At 65.7% G+C, this 22,283-nt stretch carries 21 protein-coding genes and 1 tRNA gene; 13 read left to right on the top strand and 9 right to left on the bottom strand.

All coding sequences use genetic code 11. The annotated features are described in order from the left end of the window. Positions 1-3: 3 nt before the first annotated feature. The 5 genes from panD to folK all read right to left on the bottom strand — a co-directional run bounded on the left by panD (position 4) and on the right by folK (position 3,432). Positions 4-387 carry an aspartate 1-decarboxylase gene (gene panD, locus VGR67_13965; GenBank protein ID HEV8337515.1) on the bottom strand — a complete coding sequence of 128 codons (384 nt, stop codon included), beginning with the start codon at positions 385-387 and terminating at the stop codon, positions 4-6. Positions 388-391: 4 nt separating this feature from the next. Then, a complete protein-coding gene (gene panC / locus VGR67_13960; GenBank protein ID HEV8337514.1) occupies positions 392-1,246 on the bottom strand; it encodes a pantoate--beta-alanine ligase in 855 nt (284 codons plus the stop codon). After that, the gene (gene panB / locus VGR67_13955) at positions 1,234-2,118 is read right to left on the bottom strand and encodes a 3-methyl-2-oxobutanoate hydroxymethyltransferase (protein HEV8337513.1); all 885 of its coding nucleotides are present in this window, start codon (positions 2,116-2,118) and stop codon (positions 1,234-1,236) included. Before panB ends, panC begins: the two co-directional genes overlap by 13 nt. 70 nt (positions 2,119-2,188) lie before the next feature. Then, positions 2,189-2,848 (bottom strand): deoxynucleoside kinase, encoded by a 660-nt coding sequence (locus VGR67_13950; GenBank protein ID HEV8337512.1) that lies wholly within the window; start codon positions 2,846-2,848, stop codon positions 2,189-2,191. After that, positions 2,845-3,432 carry a 2-amino-4-hydroxy-6-hydroxymethyldihydropteridine diphosphokinase gene (folK, locus tag VGR67_13945; GenBank protein HEV8337511.1) on the bottom strand — a complete coding sequence of 196 codons (588 nt, stop codon included), beginning with the start codon at positions 3,430-3,432 and terminating at the stop codon, positions 2,845-2,847. The genes VGR67_13950 and folK overlap by 4 nt, the downstream gene beginning before the upstream one ends. A gap of 163 nt (positions 3,433-3,595) precedes the next feature. Here folK and VGR67_13940 point away from each other — a divergent pair, with 163 nt between their 5' ends. The 4 genes from VGR67_13940 to VGR67_13925 all read left to right on the top strand — a co-directional run bounded on the left by VGR67_13940 (position 3,596) and on the right by VGR67_13925 (position 9,718). Continuing rightward, positions 3,596-4,147 carry a tetratricopeptide repeat protein gene (locus tag VGR67_13940; protein HEV8337510.1) on the top strand — a complete coding sequence of 184 codons (552 nt, stop codon included), beginning with the start codon at positions 3,596-3,598 and terminating at the stop codon, positions 4,145-4,147. A gap of 13 nt (positions 4,148-4,160) precedes the next feature. Further along, positions 4,161-5,615 carry a bifunctional UDP-N-acetylglucosamine diphosphorylase/glucosamine-1-phosphate N-acetyltransferase GlmU gene (gene glmU, locus VGR67_13935; protein HEV8337509.1) on the top strand — a complete coding sequence of 485 codons (1,455 nt, stop codon included), beginning with the start codon at positions 4,161-4,163 and terminating at the stop codon, positions 5,613-5,615. A gap of 87 nt (positions 5,616-5,702) precedes the next feature. Continuing rightward, entirely contained in the window at positions 5,703-7,535 is a 1,833-nt protein-coding gene (gene glmS / locus VGR67_13930; protein HEV8337508.1) for a glutamine--fructose-6-phosphate transaminase (isomerizing), read from the top strand. Continuing rightward, positions 7,535-9,718 carry a UvrD-helicase domain-containing protein gene (locus tag VGR67_13925; protein HEV8337507.1) on the top strand — a complete coding sequence of 728 codons (2,184 nt, stop codon included), beginning with the start codon at positions 7,535-7,537 and terminating at the stop codon, positions 9,716-9,718. The genes glmS and VGR67_13925 overlap by 1 nt, the downstream gene beginning before the upstream one ends. Positions 9,719-9,839: 121 nt before the next feature. On the opposite strand, the gene VGR67_13920 is transcribed toward VGR67_13925, so the two are convergent. The 4 genes from VGR67_13920 to VGR67_13905 all read right to left on the bottom strand — a co-directional run bounded on the left by VGR67_13920 (position 9,840) and on the right by VGR67_13905 (position 12,817). Continuing rightward, entirely contained in the window at positions 9,840-10,223 is a 384-nt protein-coding gene (locus VGR67_13920) for a VOC family protein (protein HEV8337506.1), read from the bottom strand. Positions 10,224-10,339: 116 nt separating this feature from the next. After that, positions 10,340-11,626 (bottom strand): glutamate-1-semialdehyde 2,1-aminomutase, encoded by a 1,287-nt coding sequence (hemL, locus tag VGR67_13915; protein HEV8337505.1) that lies wholly within the window; start codon positions 11,624-11,626, stop codon positions 10,340-10,342. A 25-nt stretch (positions 11,627-11,651) separates the two neighbouring features. Next, positions 11,652-12,629: a porphobilinogen synthase gene (gene hemB, locus VGR67_13910; GenBank protein ID HEV8337504.1), complete on the bottom strand. Its 978-nt coding sequence runs from the start codon at positions 12,627-12,629 to the stop codon at positions 11,652-11,654. Next, positions 12,626-12,817, bottom strand: a complete 192-nt coding sequence (locus VGR67_13905) for a hypothetical protein (protein HEV8337503.1) — start codon at positions 12,815-12,817, stop codon at positions 12,626-12,628. The genes hemB and VGR67_13905 overlap by 4 nt, the downstream gene beginning before the upstream one ends. Positions 12,818-12,946: 129 nt before the next feature. Here VGR67_13905 and VGR67_13900 point away from each other — a divergent pair. From VGR67_13900 to VGR67_13860, 9 genes are all read left to right on the top strand, one after another. Beyond that, positions 12,947-13,023 (top strand) — tRNA-Met (locus VGR67_13900). Between the two features lie 5 nt (positions 13,024-13,028). Then, complete coding sequence (gene tilS, locus VGR67_13895) at positions 13,029-14,429, top strand: tRNA lysidine(34) synthetase TilS (protein ID HEV8337502.1); 1,401 nt, start codon at positions 13,029-13,031, stop codon at positions 14,427-14,429. Further along, positions 14,426-14,935 carry a hypoxanthine phosphoribosyltransferase gene (gene hpt / locus VGR67_13890; protein ID HEV8337501.1) on the top strand — a complete coding sequence of 170 codons (510 nt, stop codon included), beginning with the start codon at positions 14,426-14,428 and terminating at the stop codon, positions 14,933-14,935. Before tilS ends, hpt begins: the two co-directional genes overlap by 4 nt. A gap of 110 nt (positions 14,936-15,045) precedes the next feature. Continuing rightward, positions 15,046-16,980, top strand: a complete 1,935-nt coding sequence (gene ftsH, locus VGR67_13885; GenBank protein ID HEV8337500.1) for an ATP-dependent zinc metalloprotease FtsH — start codon at positions 15,046-15,048, stop codon at positions 16,978-16,980. A 58-nt stretch (positions 16,981-17,038) separates the two neighbouring features. After that, positions 17,039-18,256: a dihydropteroate synthase gene (gene folP / locus VGR67_13880; protein HEV8337499.1), complete on the top strand. Its 1,218-nt coding sequence runs from the start codon at positions 17,039-17,041 to the stop codon at positions 18,254-18,256. A 9-nt stretch (positions 18,257-18,265) separates the two neighbouring features. Next, positions 18,266-19,108: a diadenylate cyclase CdaA gene (cdaA, locus tag VGR67_13875; GenBank protein ID HEV8337498.1), complete on the top strand. Its 843-nt coding sequence runs from the start codon at positions 18,266-18,268 to the stop codon at positions 19,106-19,108. After that, positions 19,098-20,060: a CdaR family protein gene (locus VGR67_13870; GenBank protein ID HEV8337497.1), complete on the top strand. Its 963-nt coding sequence runs from the start codon at positions 19,098-19,100 to the stop codon at positions 20,058-20,060. The genes cdaA and VGR67_13870 overlap by 11 nt, the downstream gene beginning before the upstream one ends. Then, entirely contained in the window at positions 20,057-21,415 is a 1,359-nt protein-coding gene (glmM, locus tag VGR67_13865; protein ID HEV8337496.1) for a phosphoglucosamine mutase, read from the top strand. The genes VGR67_13870 and glmM overlap by 4 nt, the downstream gene beginning before the upstream one ends. Before the next feature lie 25 nt (positions 21,416-21,440). Beyond that, positions 21,441-22,172, top strand: a complete 732-nt coding sequence (locus VGR67_13860) for a pyridoxine 5'-phosphate synthase (protein ID HEV8337495.1) — start codon at positions 21,441-21,443, stop codon at positions 22,170-22,172. The last annotated feature ends 111 nt before the right edge of the window (positions 22,173-22,283 follow it).

The raw sequence follows: 22,283 nt of genomic DNA, 5'->3' as shown, positions 1-22,283 counted from the left end.
GGATTACGGAACTCGGGCGCCGGTCGATTCGTGGAGAACGCGCTGAATGCGGTTGCCCTCGTCCACGAGGACGATGCGCGGGCGGTAGCCTTTCAGCTCCGCCGCGGTGGCAAGGCCGTAGCCGGTGATGATGACGCGATCGCCCCGCTTGGCAAGATGGGCTGCGGCTCCGTTGACGCAGACGACGCCCGATCCCCGCGGGCCCTCGATCAAGTAAGTCGAGAAGCGGCTGCCGTTCGTGATGTCATACACGTCAATCCGCTCGTAAGGCGCGAGCCCGGCCGCCTCGAGCAGATCGGCGTCCACCGTCAGGCTTCCTTCGTATTCCAGGTTGGCCTCGGTGACGGTGGCACGGTGGATCTTGCCGCGCAGCACTTCCCTTTGCATCATTTCAGCCCTCCAGCTTGACGATCACGTTGTCGATCAGCCGCGTGCCTCCGACCCGGGCCGCCAGGGGAATCAGAACCTCTCCCTGGATTCTCTCCACGGGAGTCAGCGTCGCGCTGTCCACGACCGCCGCATACTCCAGGCGCACCAGCGGCTCGCTCTCCACGGTGGATCGAATCCCTTCGACAATCCGGCCGGGATCGCGCTCGTTCTCCTCCCGGATGGCTGCCTCGGCGCGCCGCAAGGCCCGGTACAGAACCGGCGCCGAGCGCCGCTCCTCGGGCTTGAGATAGAGGTTGCGCGAGCTGAGCGCGAGGCCGTCGTCGCCTCGGACGGTGGGGCAGACCTCGATCTCGACATCCATTTCCAGGTCTCGGAGCATCTTCTTCACGATCACCGCCTGCTGGGCGTCCTTCTGCCCGAAAAAGACGACGTGCGGGGCTACGCGGTGCAACAGCTTCGTCACGATCGTGGCGACGCCCCGAAAGTGCCCGGGCCGCGCCGCGCCTTCCAGCACGGAGTCGAGCGGCTCCACCGAGACCTGCGTGCCGAAGCCGGGAGGATAGACCTCGTCGGGCTGAGGGGCATAGAGGACCCGCGCCCCGCCCTCCCGCGCCAGATCGGCGTCTCGCGGAAGGTCCCGGGGATAGCGGCTGAAGTCCTCGCCCGGACCAAACTGCGCCGGATTGACGAACACGCTCAAGACGGGGAGGGAGGAAGACTGGGAGGCGCGGCGAATCAGGCTCAGGTGTCCTTCGTGCAGCGCCCCCATCGTCGGGACGAAGCCGATGCGCGCTCCCGCGGCGCGCGCTTCGCGGGACAGGAAGGTCATCCTGGAGGTCCGGGTTACGATCTCCACCGGCGCCTTCCGGAAGCCTCGAGCGTGGAGCGAATCTCCTCCAGAACCTCGGGCTTCATGCGGTACGATTCGGTCTCCGAGGGGAACGCGGCCGTCCGGACATCGGAGGCGAAGCGCTCGCACGCCTGCCGAATCGCGGCGCCCACCTCGGCGTACTTCCGCACGAAAGAAGGAGCGGGCTCCGGGGAGATCCCGAGAAGGTCGTGCAGCACGAGGACCTGCCCGTCGCAATGCGGCCCCGCGCCGATGCCCAGCGTGGGGATCGAGAGCCTTTCCGTGATGAGCGAGGCGAGCTGGGCGGGGATGCCCTCCAGGACCACCGAGAAAACCCCCGCTTCCTCCAGCGCGAGAGCGTCTTCCAGGATCGCGAGCGCGGCGGCCGAGTCCCTTCCCTGGACCTTGAATCCCCCCATGTCGTGAACCGACTGGGGCGTGAGCCCGACGTGCCCCATCACGGGAATCTCCGCCTCACGCATCGCGCGGATCGTCGACACCCGCCGGCGTCCCCCCTCGACCTTGACCGCCCCCGCGCCGGCTTCCTGGATCAACCGCCCGGCGTTCCGCACCGACTCCCGGATTTCCAAGTGGTAGGAGAGGTAGGGCATGTCCGCCACGACCAGACCGCGGCGGACGCCTCGAACGACGGCCTTCGTATGGTGGATCATCTCTTCCAGAGTGACCGGCAGCGTGTTCGCGTAGCCGAGAACCACGTTGCCGACACTGTCGCCGACCAGGATGATGTCGATCCCGGCGGCGTCGACCAGACGCGCCATCGGAGCATCATAGGCGGTGAGCATGACGATCTTCTCGCCGCGCTCTTTCATCCGGGCAAGCCTCGGGACGGTGATCGGGCCGGGGTCGGAGGAACTCACGCGGTCGCTCCTTTCTCCCCACCCGGTTCGGGTTGGGGGAACGCGGCGGTGGCGGGGGACCGAGGGTCGCCTAGCTTCTTTCCCGTCTCGGGCCTTCCGCGGCTCCGAGCGGTATGTAGTACTGAACGCCCTTTTCCATCTGCTCGATCTGGCTGACCAGCTCGTTCAAGTCGTCGATCCGTTGCACGAAGTCGATGTCCGAAGTGTCAATCACCAGCAACGGCGTCGAAGTGTAGTGAAAGAAGAAGTAATTATAGGCCCGATTCAGCTCGGCGATGTACTTCTCCGAGATGCCAAGTTCGTAATCCCGGCTTCGCCGGCGGATCCGTTCCATCAAGATGCGGTCGCTCGCCTGCAGATAGATAACCAGATCGGGACGCGGGATATTCGGCTCGAGCAGGGCGTAGAGCTTTTCGTAGATCATCAGCTCCGAATCGTCCAGGTTCAGGTAGGCGAATATCTTGTCCTTGGCGAAGACGTAATCCGACAACGTGACCTGGTTGAACAGGTTGCCCTGCGAAAGCTCCTTCTGCTGCTGGTAACGGTTCAGAAGAAAGAAAAGCTGGGCCTGGAACGCCGCTCCGGGACGATCCCGGTAGAACTCCTCCAGAAACGGATTCTCGGTGCGCTCCAGGATCTTGACGGCGTCGAATCGCGAGGCGAGCAGATCGACGAGGCTGGTCTTCCCCACCCCGATGGGTCCCTCCACCGCGATGAACTTGGATTTCATTCTGGTTTGCCCCGGGAAGCCGCCGGATTATAGCCGGGTGGGTCGTCCCGTTCAAGAGAGAGACGGACCGGGAGCTGGCGGACGCCCGCGGAGTCGGCGCATCGCTCAAGCAGCGTCCCGACGGTCATACCCAGCACGGGATGCCGAAGCAGCGGCGCAAGCTCGGCGAGCGGTTGAAGCACGAACCTCCTTTCGTGCATCCGCGGATGCGGAAGGGTAAGGTCCGTCTCCTTCAGGATCCGATCGCCGAAGAGGAGGAGGTCGAGGTCCAGGGTCCGAGGACCGTCCCGCACGGCTCGAGCCCGGCCGCGCTCCCTTTCCACGGCCTGACACCTCTCCAGAAGCTCCCGGGGACTCGCCTGCCAGTCCACCTCGGCGACCAGGTTGAGGAAATTGCCTTGGGCACGATAGCCCACCGGATCGGTATCGTAAACGGCCGAGAGGCGCACGATGCGAACACCCTTATCCTGAAGACTTTCAATGGCTTGCCGGAGGTGGTCCAGACGATCTCCCAGGTTGGATCCCAGCCCCAGGAAGATCCTTTCCGAGACTAGGCTCCCGCCTCGTTGCGGAGTGTCCGGCATCCGTGTCCCCATTGACAGTAAATAACCGTCTTGCTAATATTTCGAGTTTGCCATTCCAAGCGACATGGAAACCGGTCTGGCGCGACTCTGCGGACCAACAATATCACCCCCGCCACGGCAGCGTCATTCAACGTGAAACCCGGGACACAGGACGGACCATTCAATGGCCAAAAAAGAAATCAAGAAGAGCAAGAAGGCCGGACAGAAAACCGCTTCATCACTCACGGTTCACGCCGAGCAGGCTCTCCAGGTGTACGAGCATTCGCTGAATCTCCTCCGCAAGAAGCAGTTTGCCGAGGCCGCCGAAGGCCTCCGGGGGCTGCTGAAGACCTTCCCGCAGGAAAAGGAGATCGCCGATCGCTGCCGAGCCTACCTCCGGATATGTGAGCGGGGATCGGAAGACAAAGCCATGCCTTTGAAGCGGGTGGAGGACTATTACTACCAGGGGATTTTGGAGAGCAACCGCCAGCAATACGACGAGGCTCTCAAGCACCTGGATCGCGCTCTGGAGATGAGCCCCCGGGATGACCGCGTTCTCTACATCGTCGCTTCGACCCAGGCCCTCAAGGGAGACCGCGAACAGGCGCTTTCGGCGTTGAAGGAAGCGATCGATCTGAATGCCGTGAATCGGATCTACGCTCAGCAGGACCCCGATTTCGAGCCACTCCGGGACGACGACGCCTTCCTGGATCTCGTCCTTCCCCGGAAGGATTGACCGGGGGCCGGCCATGCCCACCCGGAAGACCTCGATCAAGCCCTCTCCTTTCCCGGATCCGCGGCCGCGGGAGGTTCATACCCTCGTCCTCGCAGCGGGAGTAGGCAAAAGAATGCACTCCCGGACGTCCAAGCTGGTCCATCGCCTGGCCGGGCGTCCCATGGTGCGCTACGTCGTGGAGGCCGCGCTGCAGGCCGGCGTTCAGCGCGTGGTCGTCGTGGTGGGGGATCCGGCCGCCGGTGACGTCCGCGCGGCCGTCGGCAATTCCGACCGCCGGGTCGGCTTCTGCGTGCAGGAGCGCCCTCTGGGAACCGGGCACGCGGTCCTGTGCGCCGAGAAGGCGTTGCAAGGACTCGAAGGGAGCCTGCTCATTCTGAACGGGGATCTTCCCTCGATCCGGCCCTCCACGCTGGAAGCCTTCATCCAGTTCCACCTCCAGGCCAGGTCTTCGCTCACGCTGCTCACCGCGGTGCTCGCCGATCCGGGCTCCTACGGAAGGGTGGTCCGCAACTACAACTCCGACGTCGCCCGAATCGTGGAGGCTTCGGACGCTTCTCCCGAGGAGAAGCAGATCAAGGAGATCAACGCGGGAATCTACTGCGTTCAGATCGCCCATCTTTTCGAGAATCTCAAGCAGGCGGGGGCCGACAATGCCCAGGGCGAGGTCTATCTCACCGAGCTGGTCGAGATTCTGAAGCGCAACCACCAGAAGGTGACGGCCTACCGTCATCCCGAGCCCGAGGAGGTTCTCGGAGTGAACAATCGCGGGGAGCTGGCGCGGGCGGGCAAGACCCTGTTCCTCCGCAAGGCCGCGGAGCTCATGGACTCCGGAGTGACGATTCTGGATCCCGATTGCACTTACGTCGAAACGCCCGTGAAGGTGGGGCGGGACACGGTTCTGCAGCCCCTCGCCTTTCTGGAAGGCGAGACGATCATCGGCGAGAACTGCCGGATCGGAACGGGAAGCCGGATCGCCGATTCGGTCTTGGGCAACGACGTCGAAATCCTGGATCACTGTGTCATCACGCTCTCCCGGATCGCCAGCGGGTCGCGCATCGGTCCGTTCGCCCATTTGAGGCCGGAGACGGAGCTCGCGGAAGGAGTGCACGTCGGAAACTTCGTGGAGACCAAGAAGAGCCGCATCGGCCGCGGGAGCAAGGCCAACCACCTTTCGTACCTCGGAGACGCGGAAATCGGCGCCGGCGTCAACGTCGGAGCGGGAACCATCACCTGCAACTACGACGGGGAGAGCAAGCACAAGACGGTCCTCGAAGACGACGTGTTCGTCGGAAGCGACAGCCAAATGGTGGCGCCGGTGCGAGTCCGCAAAGGAGCTTACGTGGGAGCGGGCTCGACCATCACCAAGGAGGTTCCCCCCTACTCGCTGGCCATCGCCCGGGGCCGGCAGGTCATCATCGAGAACTGGGCGAAGAACCGCAGCAAGAACAAGAAGAAGAGGGCCCGCTGAGCTCCGCGGCCGTTCCCGCGTCTTGCTCTCCTCGATGAATTTCCATATATTCGAAGTCGCGAACCCAGCCCACGGAGATCTCGCCCCATGTGCGGCATCGTCGGCTACATCGGCAGCAAGCCCCTGACCTCGATTCTCCTGGATGGCTTGCGCCGCCTGGAGTACCGGGGCTACGACTCGGCCGGTATCGCCGTGGTCAACGGCAGCGGGCTGCAGGTGGTCCGTTGCGCCGGGAAGCTGCGGGATCTCGAGGAAAGCTTGCGGCTGAATCCCTTGGACGGCACCTTCGGGATCGGCCACACGCGATGGGCCACCCACGGGCGGCCGACGGAAGAAAACGCCCATCCGCACCGGGACTGCACCGGTCGGCTCGTGGTGGTGCATAACGGCATCATCGAAAACTACCTCGAGCTGAAGGACAATCTCCAGAAACGCGGCCACGCCTTCAAGACCGAGACCGACACCGAGGTGATGGCGCATCTCATCGAAGAGAAGCTGCGCGATCACTCGCTGGAGGAAGCGGTGCGGCTCACCCTCCCGGAGCTCCGCGGCGTCTACGCCATTTCGGTCATTTCGGCCGATCACCCCCGAAAAATCGTGGCGGCCCGGAACGGCCCTCCGCTCGTGGTGGGCCTGGGAAAGGACGAATACTTCGTCGCCTCCGACATCCCTGCCATCCTCAATCACACGCGCGACGTTTTCTTCCTGGACGATGGGGAGCTCGCGGTCGTCACCGAGCAGGGGGTCCAGATCCGGGATCTGCAGGGGCATCCGATCGCCCGGAAGGTGCAGCGGATCACCTGGGATCCGATCATGGCCGAAAAGAGCGGATTCAAGCACTTCATGCTCAAGGAAATCTACGAGCAGCCCAGGGCTATTCGGGACACCCTGCTCGGGCGCGTCTCCCGCGAGTCGGGGAGCATCTTCCTGGAAGAGATGGAAATCAGCGCCGAGGACTTTCGCAAGGTGCGGCGCATCGCGCTGGTGGCGTGCGGAACCTCATGGCACGCGGCGCTCGTGGGGAAATTCCTTCTGGAGAGCGTGGTCAAGGTTCCGGTCGAAGTGGACATCGGCTCCGAGTTCCGCTACCGCGATCCGATCCTTCACCCCGACGATCTGGTGGTGGTCATCAGCCAGTCGGGCGAGACGGCCGACACGCTCGCCGCGCAGCGGGAAGCGAGGGCCAAGGGACTCAAGACGATCGCCATCTGCAACGTCGTGGGAAGCATGATCACCCGTGAAGCGAGCGGCGTGATCTACACCCATGCCGGTCCCGAGATCGGGGTGGCCTCCACCAAAGCCTTCACCGCCCAGCTGGCGGCTCTTCATCTCCTGGCGCTTCATCTGCGAGAGGTCCGCGGGAGCGCAACCCCGGGAGTCGCGAAGGAGGAGATCGCCCGTCTCCTGCACCTGCCGGCGCAGATCGAGCAGATTCTCGGGATGGATCCCCTGATCGAGGAGATCGCCAAGGAGTACTACCGGGCCTCCGATTTCCTTTTCCTCGGGCGCGGCGTCAATTATCCCATCGCGCTGGAAGGCGCGTTGAAGCTCAAGGAGATATCGTACATCCACGCCGAGGGATATCCGGCCGGCGAGATGAAGCACGGGCCCATCGCGCTCATCGACAAGAACCTGCCGGTGGTCGCGCTCGCTTTCGGCGACAAGGTGTATGACAAGATGATGGGCAACATCGAGGAAGTCCGGGCGAGGGAGGGACGGATCATCGCCGTCACCGACGAGGGCAAGAACGACCTGGCGAAGATGGCGAGCCACGTCATCACCATCCCCAAGACGTCCGAGCTGCTGACGCCCATCCTGGCGGTCGTGCCGCTCCAGCTCCTCGCCTATCACATCGCCCTGCGGCGCGGCTGCGACGTGGATCAGCCTCGAAACCTCGCGAAGAGCGTCACCGTCGAATAGTGGCCACCCCGGCCGGACCCTCCGTCTCGATGCCTCTCGACGATCTCAACGGACCGCAGAAGGAGGCCGTCCTCGCGACCGAAGGCCCTCTCCTGATCCTCGCCGGAGCGGGATCCGGCAAGACGCGGGTGATCGTCCATCGCGTGGCCCATCTGATCGGAGCGGGAAAGGCGTTTCCCGACCAGATTTTCGCGGTCACCTTCACGAACAAGGCGGCGGACGAGATGAAGGGCCGCGTGGCCGACCTGCTGGGCACGCCGCGCTGCGGGGCCTGGATCTCCACCTTTCATTCGCTGGGTCTTCGGATCCTCCGCAGCGAGGCCCACCGGCTGGGCTACCGGCGCGGGTTCGTCATCTACGACGATTCCGATCAGCTCTCCCTGATCCGGGATCTCCAGCAGGAGCTCGGCGTCGACGACAAATCCTTGCCCGCGCGCCGCGTGCTCTCCGCGATCGGCGGCGCCAAGAACCTCTTCGTGAGCCCCGACGCCTACCGGGCGGGCCATCCGGGCCCGGGCGGGGAGATCCTCGGCGATCTCTACGCCCGCTACTCCGAGCGCCTCCGGTCGGCCAACGCCATGGATTTCGATGATCTGATTCTCCGCCCCCTGGAGATCTTCGAGAAAGAGCCCGAGGCGGCCAGCCGCTGGAGCGGCCTCTGCCGCTACCTGCTCGTCGACGAGTATCAGGACACGAATCACTCCCAATACCTTTTCATCCGATCCCTCGCGGGGGCGCACGGCAACGTCTGTTGCGTCGGGGACGAAGACCAGTCCATCTACCGTTTCCGCGGCGCCGACATCAACAACATCCTCTGCTTCGAGCGGGACTTCGCCGGAACGCGGATCATCAAGCTGGAGCAGAACTACCGTTCCACGAAAGTCATCCTGGAGGCGGCCTCCTCGGTCGTCGGGAACAACACGAGCCGGATCGGGAAGGCGCTGTGGACCGACAATCCGGCAGGCGAATCGATCGACCTCTACTGCGCCGCCGACGATTTGGAGGAGGCCTCCTTCGTGGCGAACCGGATCGATGCGGCGGCCGGCGGGCCCGAGCGGGCGGCCGTGCTTTATCGGACCAACGCGCAATCGCGGCTGCTGGAAGAGGCCCTTGCCCGGCGCGGCATCCCCTACGCCATTTTCGGAGGCGTGCGCTTCTACGACCGGCGGGAGATCAAGGACGTTCTGGCCTATTTGAAGCTGGTGGTCAATCCGGCCGACGAAGTGGCCTGGAAGAGGATCTTCAACGTGCCCTCGAGGGAGCTCGGCAAGGGAGCGGCGGAGGTGCTCGAGGCGCTCGCGTCCCGCGAGCGCCTCCCTTTCCCGGCCGCCGCGGCGCGGGCTCTGGAGACGTCGGCGCTCACCGCCCGGAGCGAACGGGCGCTCCGGGGCTTCCTTGCCCTGCTCGACGAGCTCCGCGCGTCGGCGCAGGAAATGGACGCGGGGAGCTTCGTGGCGAGCCTGCTCGATCGGATACGCTACCGCGAGCACCTGGAGAGAACCAGCCCGGACGACCTCCCTTCACGCCTGGAGAACCTCGAGGAGCTGGTGGCGGCCGTCGGAGAACACTCCGGGAGCGCGGAAGGGCTCCAGGAGTTCCTGGAACGGGCCGCCTTGATATCCGAAGTGGAGAACCGGCAAGGCGCGGGAGGCGCGTCCCTGATGACCCTGCATTGCGCGAAGGGGCTCGAATTTCCGGTCGTCTTCCTGATCGGCATGGAGGAGAATCTCTTCCCGCATGCCCGAAGCCTGGAGAGCGCCAGCGAGGTGGAGGAAGAGAGAAGACTTTGCTATGTGGGGATGACGCGCGCCCGGGAACGGCTCATTTTGACCCGGGCGGTCTGCCGGAGAGTGTTCGGGCGCCGCGAATTCAACGAGCCTTCCCGTTTTCTCGAGGAAATCCCGCCCCACCTGCTCCGGACCGTCTCACGCGAAGGCTCCGGGCGTCCGGCCCTGCCGTTCTATGGATCGCGGCCCCCACGCGCGCCGGCCTCGGAGAGCGGAGAGTCCGGGACGGCATCGGGGGCGTTCGGACTGGGCAGGCGGGTCCATCATCCGGAGTATGGAATCGGCACGATCATCCAGGTCGAAGGATCCGGGGATGCCCTGAAGCTCACGGTCTCCTTCTCGGTTTACGGCTCCAAGAAGTTCCTTCCAAAATATGCTCCCCTCGAGCCGATCTGAGGCGGTGGACGCGCTCCCCGCCCACCCGAGAAGGACGGGGGTCTGGAAGACCAGATCCCAGCGAATTCCGTAGCGGGGGGGTCTCCGGAGCGGCTGTCGTCTTGCCTGATGGGCCTGGGCTCTAGTGATGGCTTTCGCCGAGCGCGATTTCCAGGCCGTCGGGGTCGAGCAGGGTAGCGGTGCGACCGGCGTGTCCCTCCTCGGTGGGAGCCTGGGTGAACGTCACGCCCTTGGCGCTGAGATCCCGGTAAAGTTGATCGAGATTCTTCACCTCGAAAGCGATTCCGACTCGCCCCGCGATGGGCTTGCCGTCCGCGTTCTTTTCGGGGATCGCGGCGATGGGGGGCGCACCCGCCTTCAGGGCGAGGCGGGTCCCCAGGGTGGCGAACTCCGCCCACCCATCGGTTTCGAATTTCAGAGGAACACCGAGGATGTCGCGATAGAACTCGACCGAGCGTTTCAAGTCCGAAACGATGATCCGGCTATAACCTACTTTGCTGACCATTGCAGTCTCCTTTCAAGTCGGCTCTGCCGGGAAGAGTCTGTTCATCCTAGACCCGCGATCCGAAGGGTGTCAACGTCGAAATTCGTCACCCAGCCCCGCCGCCTCCCGCCTCGTATTCAGGCCGCCATCTCCGCGAATGCCTCCCGGGCCGCGCTCAACGTTCGATCCAGGTCGCTTTCGCCATGGGCGGTGGAGAGGAAAAGCGCCTCGTACTGACCCGGCGGGAGGTAGATGTTCCGCTGCAGCATTTTCCGGAAGAATTCGGCGTAACGGGTCACGTCGGAACGGGCGGCCGACCGGAAGTCGGTCACCGGCGCGGCCGTGAAGAACGGCGTGAGCATCGACCCGAACACGTTGACGGTCAATGGAATCCCAGCCTCCCGGGCGCCCGCCGCGAGGCCCGCCGCGAGACTCTTCCCGAGCTGCTCCAGCCGGGGGTAGGGATCGAGCCGCTTCAGGAGCTGGAGGGTCGTCAGCCCGGCCCGCATGGCGATGGGGTTCCCCGACAGGGTCCCGGCCTGATAGACGGGTCCTGCGGGGGCGATCCGGTCCATCAGATCCGCCCTGCCGCCATAGGCCCCGACCGGAAAACCCCCGCCGATGACCTTCCCGAGGGTGGTCAGGTCCGGCTCGATCCCGAAAAGGGACTGCACTCCGCCGTACAGCAGCCGAAAGCCGGTGATGACTTCGTCCAGGGCGAGCAGGGAGCCGTATCGCCGGGTCAGCTCACGGGCCGTCCCGAGATAGCCCTTTTGGGGGATCACCACCCCCATGTTTCCCGCCACCGGCTCGAGGATCAACAGGGCGATCCGCTCGCCGTGCCGCTGGAAGACCTCTTCAAGGGCCGAACTGTCGTTATAAGGCACGACGAGGGTCTGGGCAGCGACCTCGCGCGGAACGCCGGGGGTCCCGGGGATCCCCAGCGTCGCCACTCCGGACCCCGCCGCCACGAGCAGGGCGTCCACGTGACCGTGATAGCATCCCTCCGCCTTCACAATCAGGTCCCGGCCGGTGGCGGCCCGCGCCAGCCGCACCGTGGAGAGAGTCGCCTCCGTCCCCGAGCTGACCAGGCGGACCTTCCGCATCGAGGGAATCGCCTCGGTGAGCGCCCGGGCCATCTCCACCTCGGCCTCGGTGGGCGCGCCGAAGGAGGTCCCGAGCTGCATCGCTTCGGTGACCGCGTCCAGCACCTCTTCGCGGGCATGGCCGAGAATCAGCGGCCCCCACGAGCCGACGTAATCGAGGTATTCCCGCCCCTCGACGTCCCAGACGCGGCATCCTTTGCCGCGTGCCAGGAACACGGGGTTCCCCCCCACCGCCTTGAAGGCGCGCACGGGAGAGTTGACGCCCCCGGGGATGAAGCGGAGCGCTTCCTCGAAGAGATCGCGTGAAGTAGCGGACATGGAAGACCCGTGGAGTCCGATCCGGTCAGCCGGCCTTCAGGAGACGGGCCGCCTCCTTGGCAAAATAGGTGAGGATCAAATCGGCGCCGGCGCGCCGAATGGCGGTGAGAGATTCCAGGATCACGAGATTTCGATCGATCCAGCCGTTGAGCGCCGCGGCCGCGATCATGGAGTACTCCCCGCTGACCTGATAGGCCGCCAACGGAACCGGAAAGGCCTCGCGCACCCTGCGAACGATGTCGAGGCACGGCATGGCGGGCTTCACCATCACCATGTCGGCGCCCTCTTCGATGTCGAGCTGCACCTCACGCATCGCCTCGCGCGCGTTCGCCGGATCCATCTGGTAGGAGCGCCGGTCCCCGAACTGCGGTCGGGAATCGGCCGCCTCCCGGAAGGGCCCGTAGAAGGCGCTCGCGTACTTCGCGGCGTAGGAGAGAATGGGAAGGTGGCTGAAGCCGTTGGCATCGAGGCCGCGGCGGATGGCGGCGACGCGGCCGTCCATCATGTCCGACGGCGCGATGAGATCGGCGCCGGCCCGCGCCTGCGAGATCGCCGTCTCCGCCAGCAGCTCCAGCGTCGGATCGTTGAGAACTTCGCCCTTCTCGATCCTGCCGCAATGGCCGTGGTCGGTGTATTCGCACAGGCACACGTCGGTGATCACGAAAACATCCGGAACGCTCTTCTTCAAGGCGCGCACCGCCTGCTGAACAATGCCGTCCTCTTTCCAGGCGCCGCTCCCCTCGGGATCCTTCGACGGGGGAAGGCCGAACAGGATGACGGAGGGCACCCCCAGCGAAAGCGCCTCCTCGCATTCGGCGACCGTCTCGTCGACCGACAGGCGATGACAGCCCGGCATGGCCTGAATCTCGGTGCGCACCCCTCTTCCGGGACAGACGAAAAGCGGCAGGATGAAATCGCCGGGCGACAGCTCGGTCTCCCGGATCATTTTCCGCAGCACGGGGGTCCGGCGCAGCCGCCGGGGACGCTGGATCGGAAAGCTCATCCTCCATCCTCCTCGTCCGCCTCGTCCTCGTCCTGATGGAAAAACATCTCGCCGCAGCCGCGGCTGCAGAAAGTCTGCCCGCTCTTGGTGAAGCGACATTCCTCACACACGAACTTGTGGCAGATGGGACATTGATAGAGGTAGGCCTCTTCGTCCCCGACGCCGCATTCCACGCATTCGCGGGTCATTTCTTTCCTTTCCCAGGTGGCCGGATCATAGCAAACGCTTTCGCCGAAATCCAGCGCTTTAAACCAGTTAGCCGATGCCGAGTCTTGACAGGAATGGGCCTCTTCTCTAGAATGAAGATCCCGACCGGAGGCGGTGTAGCTCAGATGGTCAGAGCACGCGGCTCATATCCGCGGCGTCCGGGGTTCGAATCCCTGCACCGCTACCATTACGATGGCCCTTGACCTCTTCGATGCCTTCCGAATCACCCTTGCCCGTCGCGCCATGTGGGCCGAGGGCACCAGCGTGCTCGTCGCCGTCTCCGGCGGCGCCGATTCCGTGTGCCTGCTCGACCTTTTCCGCCGCCTGAGGGAGTCCTCGTCGTTCCCCCTGGCCGTGGCCCATCTCAATCATGGCCTGAGAGGCCCGGAGTCCGATGGGGACGAGGAATTCGTCGCCGCGCTCGCTCTCCGCCACGGCCTGCCTTTTCATGCTCAAAAACTCGCGCCCGGCGAGCTGTCCGGGGCGCCGGAGGGGCTCGAAGCCGCCGGGCGCAGGGCCCGTTACGCCTTTCTCGAAGAGACGGCGCGCTCGACGGGAGCGAATCGCGTGGCGCTGGGCCATACGCGCGACGATCAGGCCGAGACCTTCCTGATGCGCCTCCTGCGCGGGGCCGGCACGCGCGGACTTTCGGGAATCTATCCGATCGTGGAAGGGCGCTTCATCCGGCCCTTGCTCGACGCGGGACGAGCGGACGTGGAGACGTACCTCCGGGAGAGGAGCCTCCCCTGGCGCGAGGATTCCACGAACGCGGACCTGTCGCGGACGCGGAACCGGATCCGGGCCCGGCTCGTCCCCATGCTCCGGGAGGACTTCAATGCCGAGATCGGCTCCGCGCTCGCCCGCGCGACCGAGATCTTGCGTGAGGACGACGCCTACCTCAACGAAGTGACTTCCCGGGTGGCGGAGCGCCTTCTGAAGCGGGATCCGCTTGGCCTCTCCCTCTCGATCCCGGCGATCCGGGTGCTTCCCCGGGCCCTCCGGCGACGGCTCCTGCGGTCGGCCTTCGAGCAGAGCTTCGGGAACGGCAGGGGCGCGCCTCCCCCCGACTTCGAGTCGATGGAACGCCTCGAGGAGCTGATCCGGGTCGGGCACCATGGCGCGGCGATCACGCTTCCCGGCGGGAACCAGGCGCGCGTCTATTACTCCGATCTGACCTTGGTGAACCCCGATCTCGCGCGCTTCGAGGAGGAGGTGCCCCTGGCGGTTCCGGGAGCCGTCTCGCTGCCCCAGCTGGGCGTTCGCCTGACGGCCTCGGAGGTGGCAGGACCGCCTGATTTCGCCGGCGCTCCCGCCACCGAGCGCGCCTTGCTCGACGCCGACACCCTGCCGGGCCCCCTCCTGGTGCGCTCGCGCCGGGCGGGGGACGCCTTCATGCCCCTGGGGAGCGCCGGCGAGTCGAAGCTCAAGGCCTATTTGATCGACCGGAAGGTGCCTCGGCCCGCCCGGGAGAGGATTCCTCTCGTCCTGGCCGGTCACCGCATCGCCTGGGTCGTGGGATTTCAGATTGACGACCGCTACAAGGTGACCGCGGGGACTCGCCGCATCCTCGTCCTCTCAAAGGAGACGCCATGAACCTCGCGAAGGAGATTCTGAAGTCGGAGGCCGAGATCGCGGACCGCGTCCGCCAGCTCGGCGGCCAGATCACGGCGGACCATGAGGGGAAGGACTTGGCGGTCCTTGGGATCCTGAAGGGGTCCTTCGTGTTCCTGGCGGATCTGATCCGGCAGATCGATCTTCCCCAGCAGGTGGGGTTCCTCGAAATCACCCACTCGCCGAAATCGGAGTTCCTCACGGAGATCCTATTCTCGTCCAGCTTCCGCGTCGAAGGGACGAACCTTCTCGTGGTCGAGGACATCCTGGATACCGGAATCACCCTCGCGTATCTCTGCCAGCAGCTGGAATCGAAGAAGCCGAAATCGATCCGGGTTTGCACGCTCCTGGACAAGCCCCAGAAGCGCAAGGTGGACATCCAGCCCGATTACCTGGGTTTCACCGTTCCCAACCGGCACGTCGTCGGCTACGGGCTCGACCATGAAGGCCGGTTCCGCAACCTCCCTTACCTCACCTACGTGGAATAGCGGAAGTCGCCTTCCTCCGAAGGCCTTTTCTTGAAGCAAATCCCTGATTCCCGCGGCATTGAAAGCCCGGTCGGAAGAGGATATATTAGGGCGGCAGCGAGGGAGTCGGCTTGAATACTCTGGCTAAAAACATCGTCTTCTGGCTGGTCATCATCGTGCTGGCCCTGGTCGCGTACCACTTCCTGGCCGGGAGCACGGTGCTGCAGACCGAATTGCCGTTCAGCGATTTCCTCGCCCAGGCCGAGGCGGGAAAAATCTCCGAAGTCACGATCAACGGCAGCGACGTCGAGGGGACGTATCTCGAAAAGGATCCCTCCGGCCAGCCGAAGACCTTCCACACCATCGTCCCCGAATACCCTGACCTGGTGAAGGATCTCCGCAAGTACAGCGTTTCCATCATCGCCAAAAAGCCGAAGGACGCGAACTACCTCGTCACGATCCTCTCGTGGCTCCCCATGGTCCTGCTCGTGGGCGTCTGGATTTTCTTCATGCGGCAGATGCAGTCGGGGGGCAACAAGGCGCTGTCTTTCGGGAAGAGCAAGGCGAAGCTCTCCTCCTCCCAGGGGAAGAAGGTGACGTTCCGCGACGTCGCCGGCGTGGACGAGGCCAAGGAGGAGCTCCAGGAAATCATCGAGTTCCTCAAAGAGCCTCAGAAGTTCCAGAAGCTCGGCGGCAAGATCCCCAAGGGCGTTCTGCTGATGGGACCGCCCGGAACGGGCAAGACCCTTCTGGCGCGGGCGATCGCCGGGGAGGCGAACGTTCCCTTCTTTTCGATCTCCGGCTCCGATTTCGTGGAGATGTTCGTCGGCGTCGGGGCTTCCCGCGTCCGGGATCTCTTCGAGCAGGGGAAGAAGAACGCCCCCTGCATCATCTTCATCGACGAGATCGACGCCGTCGGCAGGCACCGGGGAGCCGGCCTGGGAGGGGGACACGACGAGCGCGAGCAGACGCTCAACCAGCTGCTCGTGGAGATGGACGGTTTCGAGAGCAACGAGGGCGTCATTCTCATTGCCGCCACGAATCGTCCGGATGTTCTCGATCCCGCCCTCCTCCGGCCGGGACGCTTCGATCGGCGCGTGGTGGTTCCCCGGCCCGACGTCAAGGGGCGGGAGGAGATCCTGCGCGTGCATACCCGCAAGACGCCGCTCGGGGAAGACGTCGATCTGCCGGTGCTGGCGCGCGGTTCTCCCGGGTTCTCCGGGGCCGATCTCGCCAACCTCGTGAACGAGGCGGCGCTGAACGCCGCCCGGTACGGCAAGAAAGCCGTCATGATGGAGGACTTCGAGGGGGCCAAGGACAAGGTCCTGATGGGGACCGAGCGCAAGAGCCTCATCATCAGCGAAGAGGAGAAGAAGGTCACGGCTTATCACGAGGCGGGCCACGCCTTGGTCGCCGCGATCCTTCCCGACGCCGACCCCCTCCACAAGGTCACCATCATTCCGCGGGGAATGGCCCTGGGCGTCACGCAGCAGCTGCCGATCGACGACCGACACAATTACAGCCGTGAATACCTGCGAAGCGAGATCGCCGTCATGATGGGCGGCCGGGTCGCCGAGGAGCTCTACCTCAAGAAGATCACCACCGGGGCGGGGAACGACATCGAGCAGGCCACCGACATGGCCCGGCGAATGGTGTGCGAATGGGGCATGAGCGATGTCATGGGTCCCCTCACCTTTGGCAAGAAGGAGGAGCAGATCTTCCTGGGACGCGAGATCGCTCAGCACCAGGACTACAGCGAATCGACCGCCTCCCTCATCGACAAGGAAGTGAAGCGCCTGGTTCTCGAGGGATACGAGAAGGCGAAGGAGATCCTCTCCACTCACGCGGCGGCTCTCCACCGGATCGCCAAAGCGCTCCTGGAATACGAAGTGCTGGCCGGAGAAGAGGTCATGGGCGTCCTGCGAGGCGAGGAGATCTCTCCGCTGCGCTCCCGGCGCCCCCAACGGCCCGCGCCCGAGACGCCGCGGGCGGAGCCGGAGAAGGCGAAGGGAGAGTTTCCGGAAAGTCCGGTCATCGCCCGCGATCCCTTGAAGCAGCCGGGTTAGGCGCCGGCGGCGTCCCGGACTTCCTCGATCTCTGTTTTCGATTTTCCCCAATCAAGCGGTGATATCACTCGTCCTTTTCATGACGGGCCCGGCCACTCCTTTGGGCCGCGAGGAACGCGAGGGTCTCGGGATACCCGACGACCTTCCCCTCCCGCCGGCCGGGATCTTCGTCCGGCTCGAAGGGTTGCGCGCCGAGACGGCGCTTCTTCTCAGCCGGCTCTCCGGCGAATCGGGCGGGAGCGTCCGTGCGCTCCGGGAAAAAGGCGGGACGACCTGGGTCGCGGGAATCTCCGGGGAAGGATGGGATTCTTTCCTCCGGAGCCTGGCGCCGGCCTCGCCGGCGCTTGCCGAAATCTCCCGGGAGCTGCGCGCCCTCCTGCGGGCCGGCCGCCTTCCCGCCCGCAACCTGCGACTGGGCAGACGGCGGCTTCGCCTCGGGCGGCGCACCCTCATCCAAGGCATCCTCAACGTCACGCCCGACTCCTTCCACGACGGCGGCCAGTGGCTCGAGCCCGGCCGCGCCGTTGAGCGCGCCTTCCGGATGGCCGAGGAAGGGGCCGGCGTCGTGGACCTCGGCGGCGCCTCGACCCGGCCGGGCTCTCGATCGATTCCGGCGCGGGAAGAGGCCCGCCGCATCCTGCCCGTCCTCAAGGCTCTCGCGGGACGATTGACGGTCCCGATCTCGGTGGATACGACCCAATCCTCCGTGGCGGCGGCCGCTCTCGACGCCGGCGCCGAGATCGTCAACGACATCAGCGGACTGACCTTCGATCCGCGCCTGGCATCGGTGGTCGCCCGCCACGACGCGGGCCTCGTGCTGTCTCACATCCAGGGGAGGCCGCGGAGCATGCAGCGCCGCCCGCGCTACCGTCACCTGCTTCCCGAGGTGGTGGCGTTCCTGAGGCGCGCCATCCGCCGAGCCACCGAGGCGGGCGTCCATCCGGAATCGATCCTGGTCGACCCCGGCATCGGGTTCGGCAAGACGGCAGGCCACAACCTCCTTCTCTTGCGGCACCTCCGCGTCCTGCAGTCGGCGGGGCGTCCGATCCTCGTCGGGGCCTCACGGAAGTCTTTTCTCTCGATGGCGCTGGGCCGCGAGGGGGGAACCCTGGAGGGGGGAAGCGAAGAGCGACTCGAAGGAAGCCTTGCCGTCGCGGCGCTGGCCGTATACAACGGCGCCGCGGCGCTGCGCGTCCACGACGTGGCGGAAACCGTCCGCGCGGCCCGGGTTGCCGAAGCCGTCCGCGACGCCGCCCTCCGCGCCGGGAAAGGATAAAGGTCCGCGGTGCTCCGCAGTCTCCTCGACCTGACGCATCTCGATCAATTCGGCTGGGTGGATCTCCTCGACGTCCTCCTCCTGGCCGTGATCATCTATTACGTCGTCCTGCTCATCCGCGGGACCCGGGCCGTCCAGATGCTGGTCGGGGTCATCGTCCTCGTCCTCGCCTACTGGATTTCGGGCCTTCCCGAAGGCAACCATCTGCGGACGGTTCACCGCGTGCTGGGCTCCTTCCTGTTTTACGTTCCCTTCGCCTTGATCGTCATCTTTCAGGACACGATTCGGCGCGCCCTCGCGGGACTCGCGAGGAATCCCTTTCGCCTCCTCGCATCACCGCTGACGGACCCCATGATTCAAGACATCGCCCTGGCGGCGACCACGCTGGCGGCCCGGCGGCACGGAGCGCTCATCGTGGTGGAGCGGGAGCAGGGGCTGCGGGACCAGGCGGAGACCGGAATCCGGATCGACGCGGCGCTCTCCTACGATCTCCTCGTCAACATCTTCGCCCCCCATACGCCGCTGCACGACGGGGCGGTGATTCTCGCGGAGGGCCGGATTCGCGCCGCCGCCTGTTTCCTGCCCTTGGGGGGCGAGGGCGAGCTGACCCGGGAGCTGGGAACTCGTCACCGGGCGGCCCTGGGAATCTGCGGAGAGACTGACGCCCTGGCCATCGTGGTCTCCGAGGAGACGGGAACCATCTCGATTTGCGACGGCCCCCACATCCTGCGCGGCCTGGACGCGCGCGGCCTGCGCGATCAACTGCGCGAGCGCCTCCTTCCGGCCCGCGGCAAGGCGATCCGGCCCGCGGCGGCCGCCGTCCCCTCGAGGGAGCGCGGGCATGCAGGTTGATTTCCGCCGGAACCTCGCCCTCAAGTTCTTCTCCCTGGTGCTGGCGCTCCTCGTGTGGATCCTGACGACAGGAGAGAGCCAGAAGGTCAAGGACCTTGTGGTCCCCCTCCAATACACGCACCTTCCCCCGGGAATGGCGCTCACGGGAGAGACCCCCGACAAAGTCTCCCTGCGGATCCAGGCCCCCGAGCCAATCCTGCAGCGAATCAGCGAAGATCAGGTCGACGCCCGCCTCGATCTCTCCCAGCTCCAGATGGGCGATCAATACTTGACGCTCTCTCCCGACCGCTTCCATGTTTCCGGCGCCACCGTGATCCGCGTCGAACCCCCGGTGCTTCCGCTGCACCTCGTACGGCGGTCGGAGAAGGAAGTCCCCATCGTCCCGCGCCTCGAGGGAAGGCCGCCGGAGGGTTATGAAGTGGTAGACTACCGGGTCGATCCGGCGACCGTGACCGTCGTCGGACCCGAGGACTCAGTTCGGGAAGTCCAGCGAGCGACGACCGGCAGCATTTTCGTCGGCGGGTTCACGACCTCCCGGGAAATCAAGGTCCATCCCTACCTCGAAGGGGAGGAGAGCGGCCAGGTTCGCCTCAAGGAAGATTCCGATCGCGACGTCGCCGTGCGCGTCGGAATCCGGGAGAAGCGGATCCGGCGCGTCCTGAAGGGGGTGCCGGTGCGGGCCCGGGGCGGAGGCGGCCCGGCCCGCGTGAAGCCGGAGTCGATCGACGTGAGAGTCTCCGGTCCGGCCTCGTTGGTGAACGCCCTGGACCGCGGGAACCTCCTGGTGGAGATTCATCTGGAGGGATTGGCCGCGCGCGAGAAGGAGTACCGCTTGTTCCCCCGCGTCACCCTCATCGGACTGCCCCCGGGAAGCTCCAGCGACCTCCAGGCCGAGCCGGCTTCCCGGACCGTTTCGGTGAAGATCGCGCCGCCTCTCGCGGAGAAGCCGTGAGACATCTCTTCGGCACGGACGGCATCCGCGGCGTGGCGGGCGAATATCCTCTCGACGCCGCGACGGTCGAGCGGATCGGGCTCGCCCTGATCTGGACCCTGCGCGAAGAGGAGCGTATCGACTTCCCGCGCGTGTTGATCGGGCGCGACACGCGGGAGTCGGGGTCCGGACTCGAGACCGCCCTCGTCGCCGGGATACGGCGCGGCGGCGGCCAGGCCGTGCTGACCGGGATCGTGACCACGCCCGCGGTGGCCTACATGACGCGCCACGGCGCGTGCGACGCCGGCGTCGTCATCTCCGCATCGCACAATCCTTACCGGGACAACGGCATCAAAATCTTCTCGCGCAAGGGCATGAAGCTCCCCGATCGGGAGGAGCTCGGGATCGAGCGGAGAATCCTGGCGGGCGATTTCAGCCCTTCCGCGCGGGACGCTCCCCTTCCCGTGGACGCCGAGGACCTCCTCGAGGGCTACCTGCATGCCCTGTCTCGCATGGTGGGGGCCGACCGTCCGTTCCAGGGGGTGAAGGTCGCGCTCGACTGCGCCCACGGGGCCGCCTGCCGGATCGCGCCGGAGATTTTCGGCCGCCTCGGAGCCGAGACGATCGTCATGGGCAACGATCCGGACGGCAGGAACATCAATGCGAACTGCGGCTCGCTGCATCCCGAATCTCTCGCCTCCCTGGTGCTGCGGTCGCAGGCCGACATCGGCTTCGCCTTCGACGGCGACGGCGATCGGGTCGTGGTCGTGGATCGAAGCGGGCGGATTCTGGACGGCGATCACGTCCTCTACCTGGCGGCCGAATACATGCAGGAGCGCGGAGAGCTCGAAGACCGGGGAGTGGTCGCGACGGTGATGAGCAACCTCTGGCTCGAGAGGGCGCTCGAGTCGATTGGCGTGAAGATGCACCGCGCACCCGTGGGCGACAAATACGTCCTGGAAGAGATGCAGCGCGGCGGATGCTTCCTCGGCGGCGAGCAGTCGGGACACATCATCTTTCTTCGGGAAGCCACGACCGGCGACGGGGTCCTCACGGCGCTCAAGCTCCTGGACCTGCTCCACAAGCGCCGGACCGACCTGGCCGCGTGGGCCCGCGGTGTCGTGCGTTGCCCGCAAATCGTCATGAACGTGCCGGTCGCTTCGAAGCCTCCGCTGGAGAGTCTTCCGGATCTGCAGGCAGCCTTGGGACGGATCGAGACGGAGCTCAGCGGCACGGGACGTGTCCTGCTGCGCTACTCGGGCACCGAGCCGATCCTGCGGGTGATGGTCGAAGGGGAGGACGAGGCACGGATCCGAAAGTGCGCCGGCGAGCTGCAGGATATCGTGGCGGAGCGCCTGGGGAGAAAAGGGAGCTGAGCGCGGCACGCGCGGGGAGCGTCGCATGAGACTCGGAGTCAACGTCGATCACGTCGCCACGCTTCGGGAAGCCCGCCGGGCGGGCGAGCCCGATCCGGTGGTGGCAGCCGCCCTGGCCGAGCTGGCGGGGGCCGATCAGATCACCGTCCACCTGCGAGGCGACCGCCGGCACATCAAGGAGCGGGATCTCGAGATCCTCCGGCGCACGGTCCGCACCCGGCTGAACGTTGAAATGGCCGCGACCGAGGAGATGGTCAAGCTCGCCGCCGCCATCAAGCCGGCCTGCGTCACGCTCGTCCCGGAGCGCCGGGAGGAAGTCACCACCGAAGGAGGGCTGGACGTCGTCCTCAATCAGAGCCACCTCAAGCGGATGGTCAGCGCCCTGAGGGAAAGCGGCCTCCTCGTGAGCGTCTTCGTGGACACCGACTTCGATCAAATCAAGGCGGTCACCAAGATCGACGCCGGGATCATCGAGATCAACACCGGCCGCTATGCCGACGCCAAGACCGAGGATCTCGGCTCCTTGGAGCTGAACAAGGTCGTGAACGCGGCCCGCGCGGGGCGCAAGCTGGGCCTGCGGGTGGTGGCCGGTCACGGACTGACGTATCACAATGTCCGCCCCATTGCCGCCATCGCCGAGATCGAAGAGCTGAACATCGGCCACTCCATCATCGCCCGAGCCACGCTCGTGGGGATCGAGCGGGCGGTCCGCGAGATGAGGGCGCTCCTGGACGGCGAGGCCCGCTCCGGACGCTGAGCTCCGCCCGCCGGGCAGGATCGTTGCCGGCGCTTTCGCCTCCACTCGCGCCCGCGACGCCTCCCGCCGGCCGGCAAAGCCCGGCGCGCCATTCCCGGATGTTTTGAAAAC

The sequence above is a fragment of the Candidatus Polarisedimenticolia bacterium genome, from assembly GCA_036004685.1.
GTDB lineage: Bacteria > Acidobacteriota > Polarisedimenticolia > Gp22-AA2 > AA152 > DASYRE01.
Note: the sequence above shows the minus strand (reverse complement) of the source record. Positions and strands in the feature narration are given on the sequence as shown.

Coding starts and splice junctions, on each gene's coding strand:
- panD (HEV8337515.1), bottom strand. CDS start 387: ATGCAAAGGGAAGTGCTGCGCGGCAAGATCCACCGTGCCACCGTCACC.
- VGR67_13950 (HEV8337512.1), bottom strand. CDS start 2,848: ATGAAATCCAAGTTCATCGCGGTGGAGGGACCCATCGGGGTGGGGAAG.
- folK (HEV8337511.1), bottom strand. CDS start 3,432: ATGCCGGACACTCCGCAACGAGGCGGGAGCCTAGTCTCGGAAAGGATC.
- VGR67_13940 (HEV8337510.1), top strand. CDS start 3,596: ATGGCCAAAAAAGAAATCAAGAAGAGCAAGAAGGCCGGACAGAAAACC.
- glmU (HEV8337509.1), top strand. CDS start 4,161: ATGCCCACCCGGAAGACCTCGATCAAGCCCTCTCCTTTCCCGGATCCG.
- glmS (HEV8337508.1), top strand. CDS start 5,703: ATGTGCGGCATCGTCGGCTACATCGGCAGCAAGCCCCTGACCTCGATT.
- VGR67_13920 (HEV8337506.1), bottom strand. CDS start 10,223: ATGGTCAGCAAAGTAGGTTATAGCCGGATCATCGTTTCGGACTTGAAA.
- hemL (HEV8337505.1), bottom strand. CDS start 11,626: ATGTCCGCTACTTCACGCGATCTCTTCGAGGAAGCGCTCCGCTTCATC.
- hemB (HEV8337504.1), bottom strand. CDS start 12,629: ATGAGCTTTCCGATCCAGCGTCCCCGGCGGCTGCGCCGGACCCCCGTG.
- VGR67_13905 (HEV8337503.1), bottom strand. CDS start 12,817: ATGACCCGCGAATGCGTGGAATGCGGCGTCGGGGACGAAGAGGCCTAC.
- tilS (HEV8337502.1), top strand. CDS start 13,029: ATGGCCCTTGACCTCTTCGATGCCTTCCGAATCACCCTTGCCCGTCGC.
- hpt (HEV8337501.1), top strand. CDS start 14,426: ATGAACCTCGCGAAGGAGATTCTGAAGTCGGAGGCCGAGATCGCGGAC.
- VGR67_13870 (HEV8337497.1), top strand. CDS start 19,098: ATGCAGGTTGATTTCCGCCGGAACCTCGCCCTCAAGTTCTTCTCCCTG.
- VGR67_13860 (HEV8337495.1), top strand. CDS start 21,441: ATGAGACTCGGAGTCAACGTCGATCACGTCGCCACGCTTCGGGAAGCC.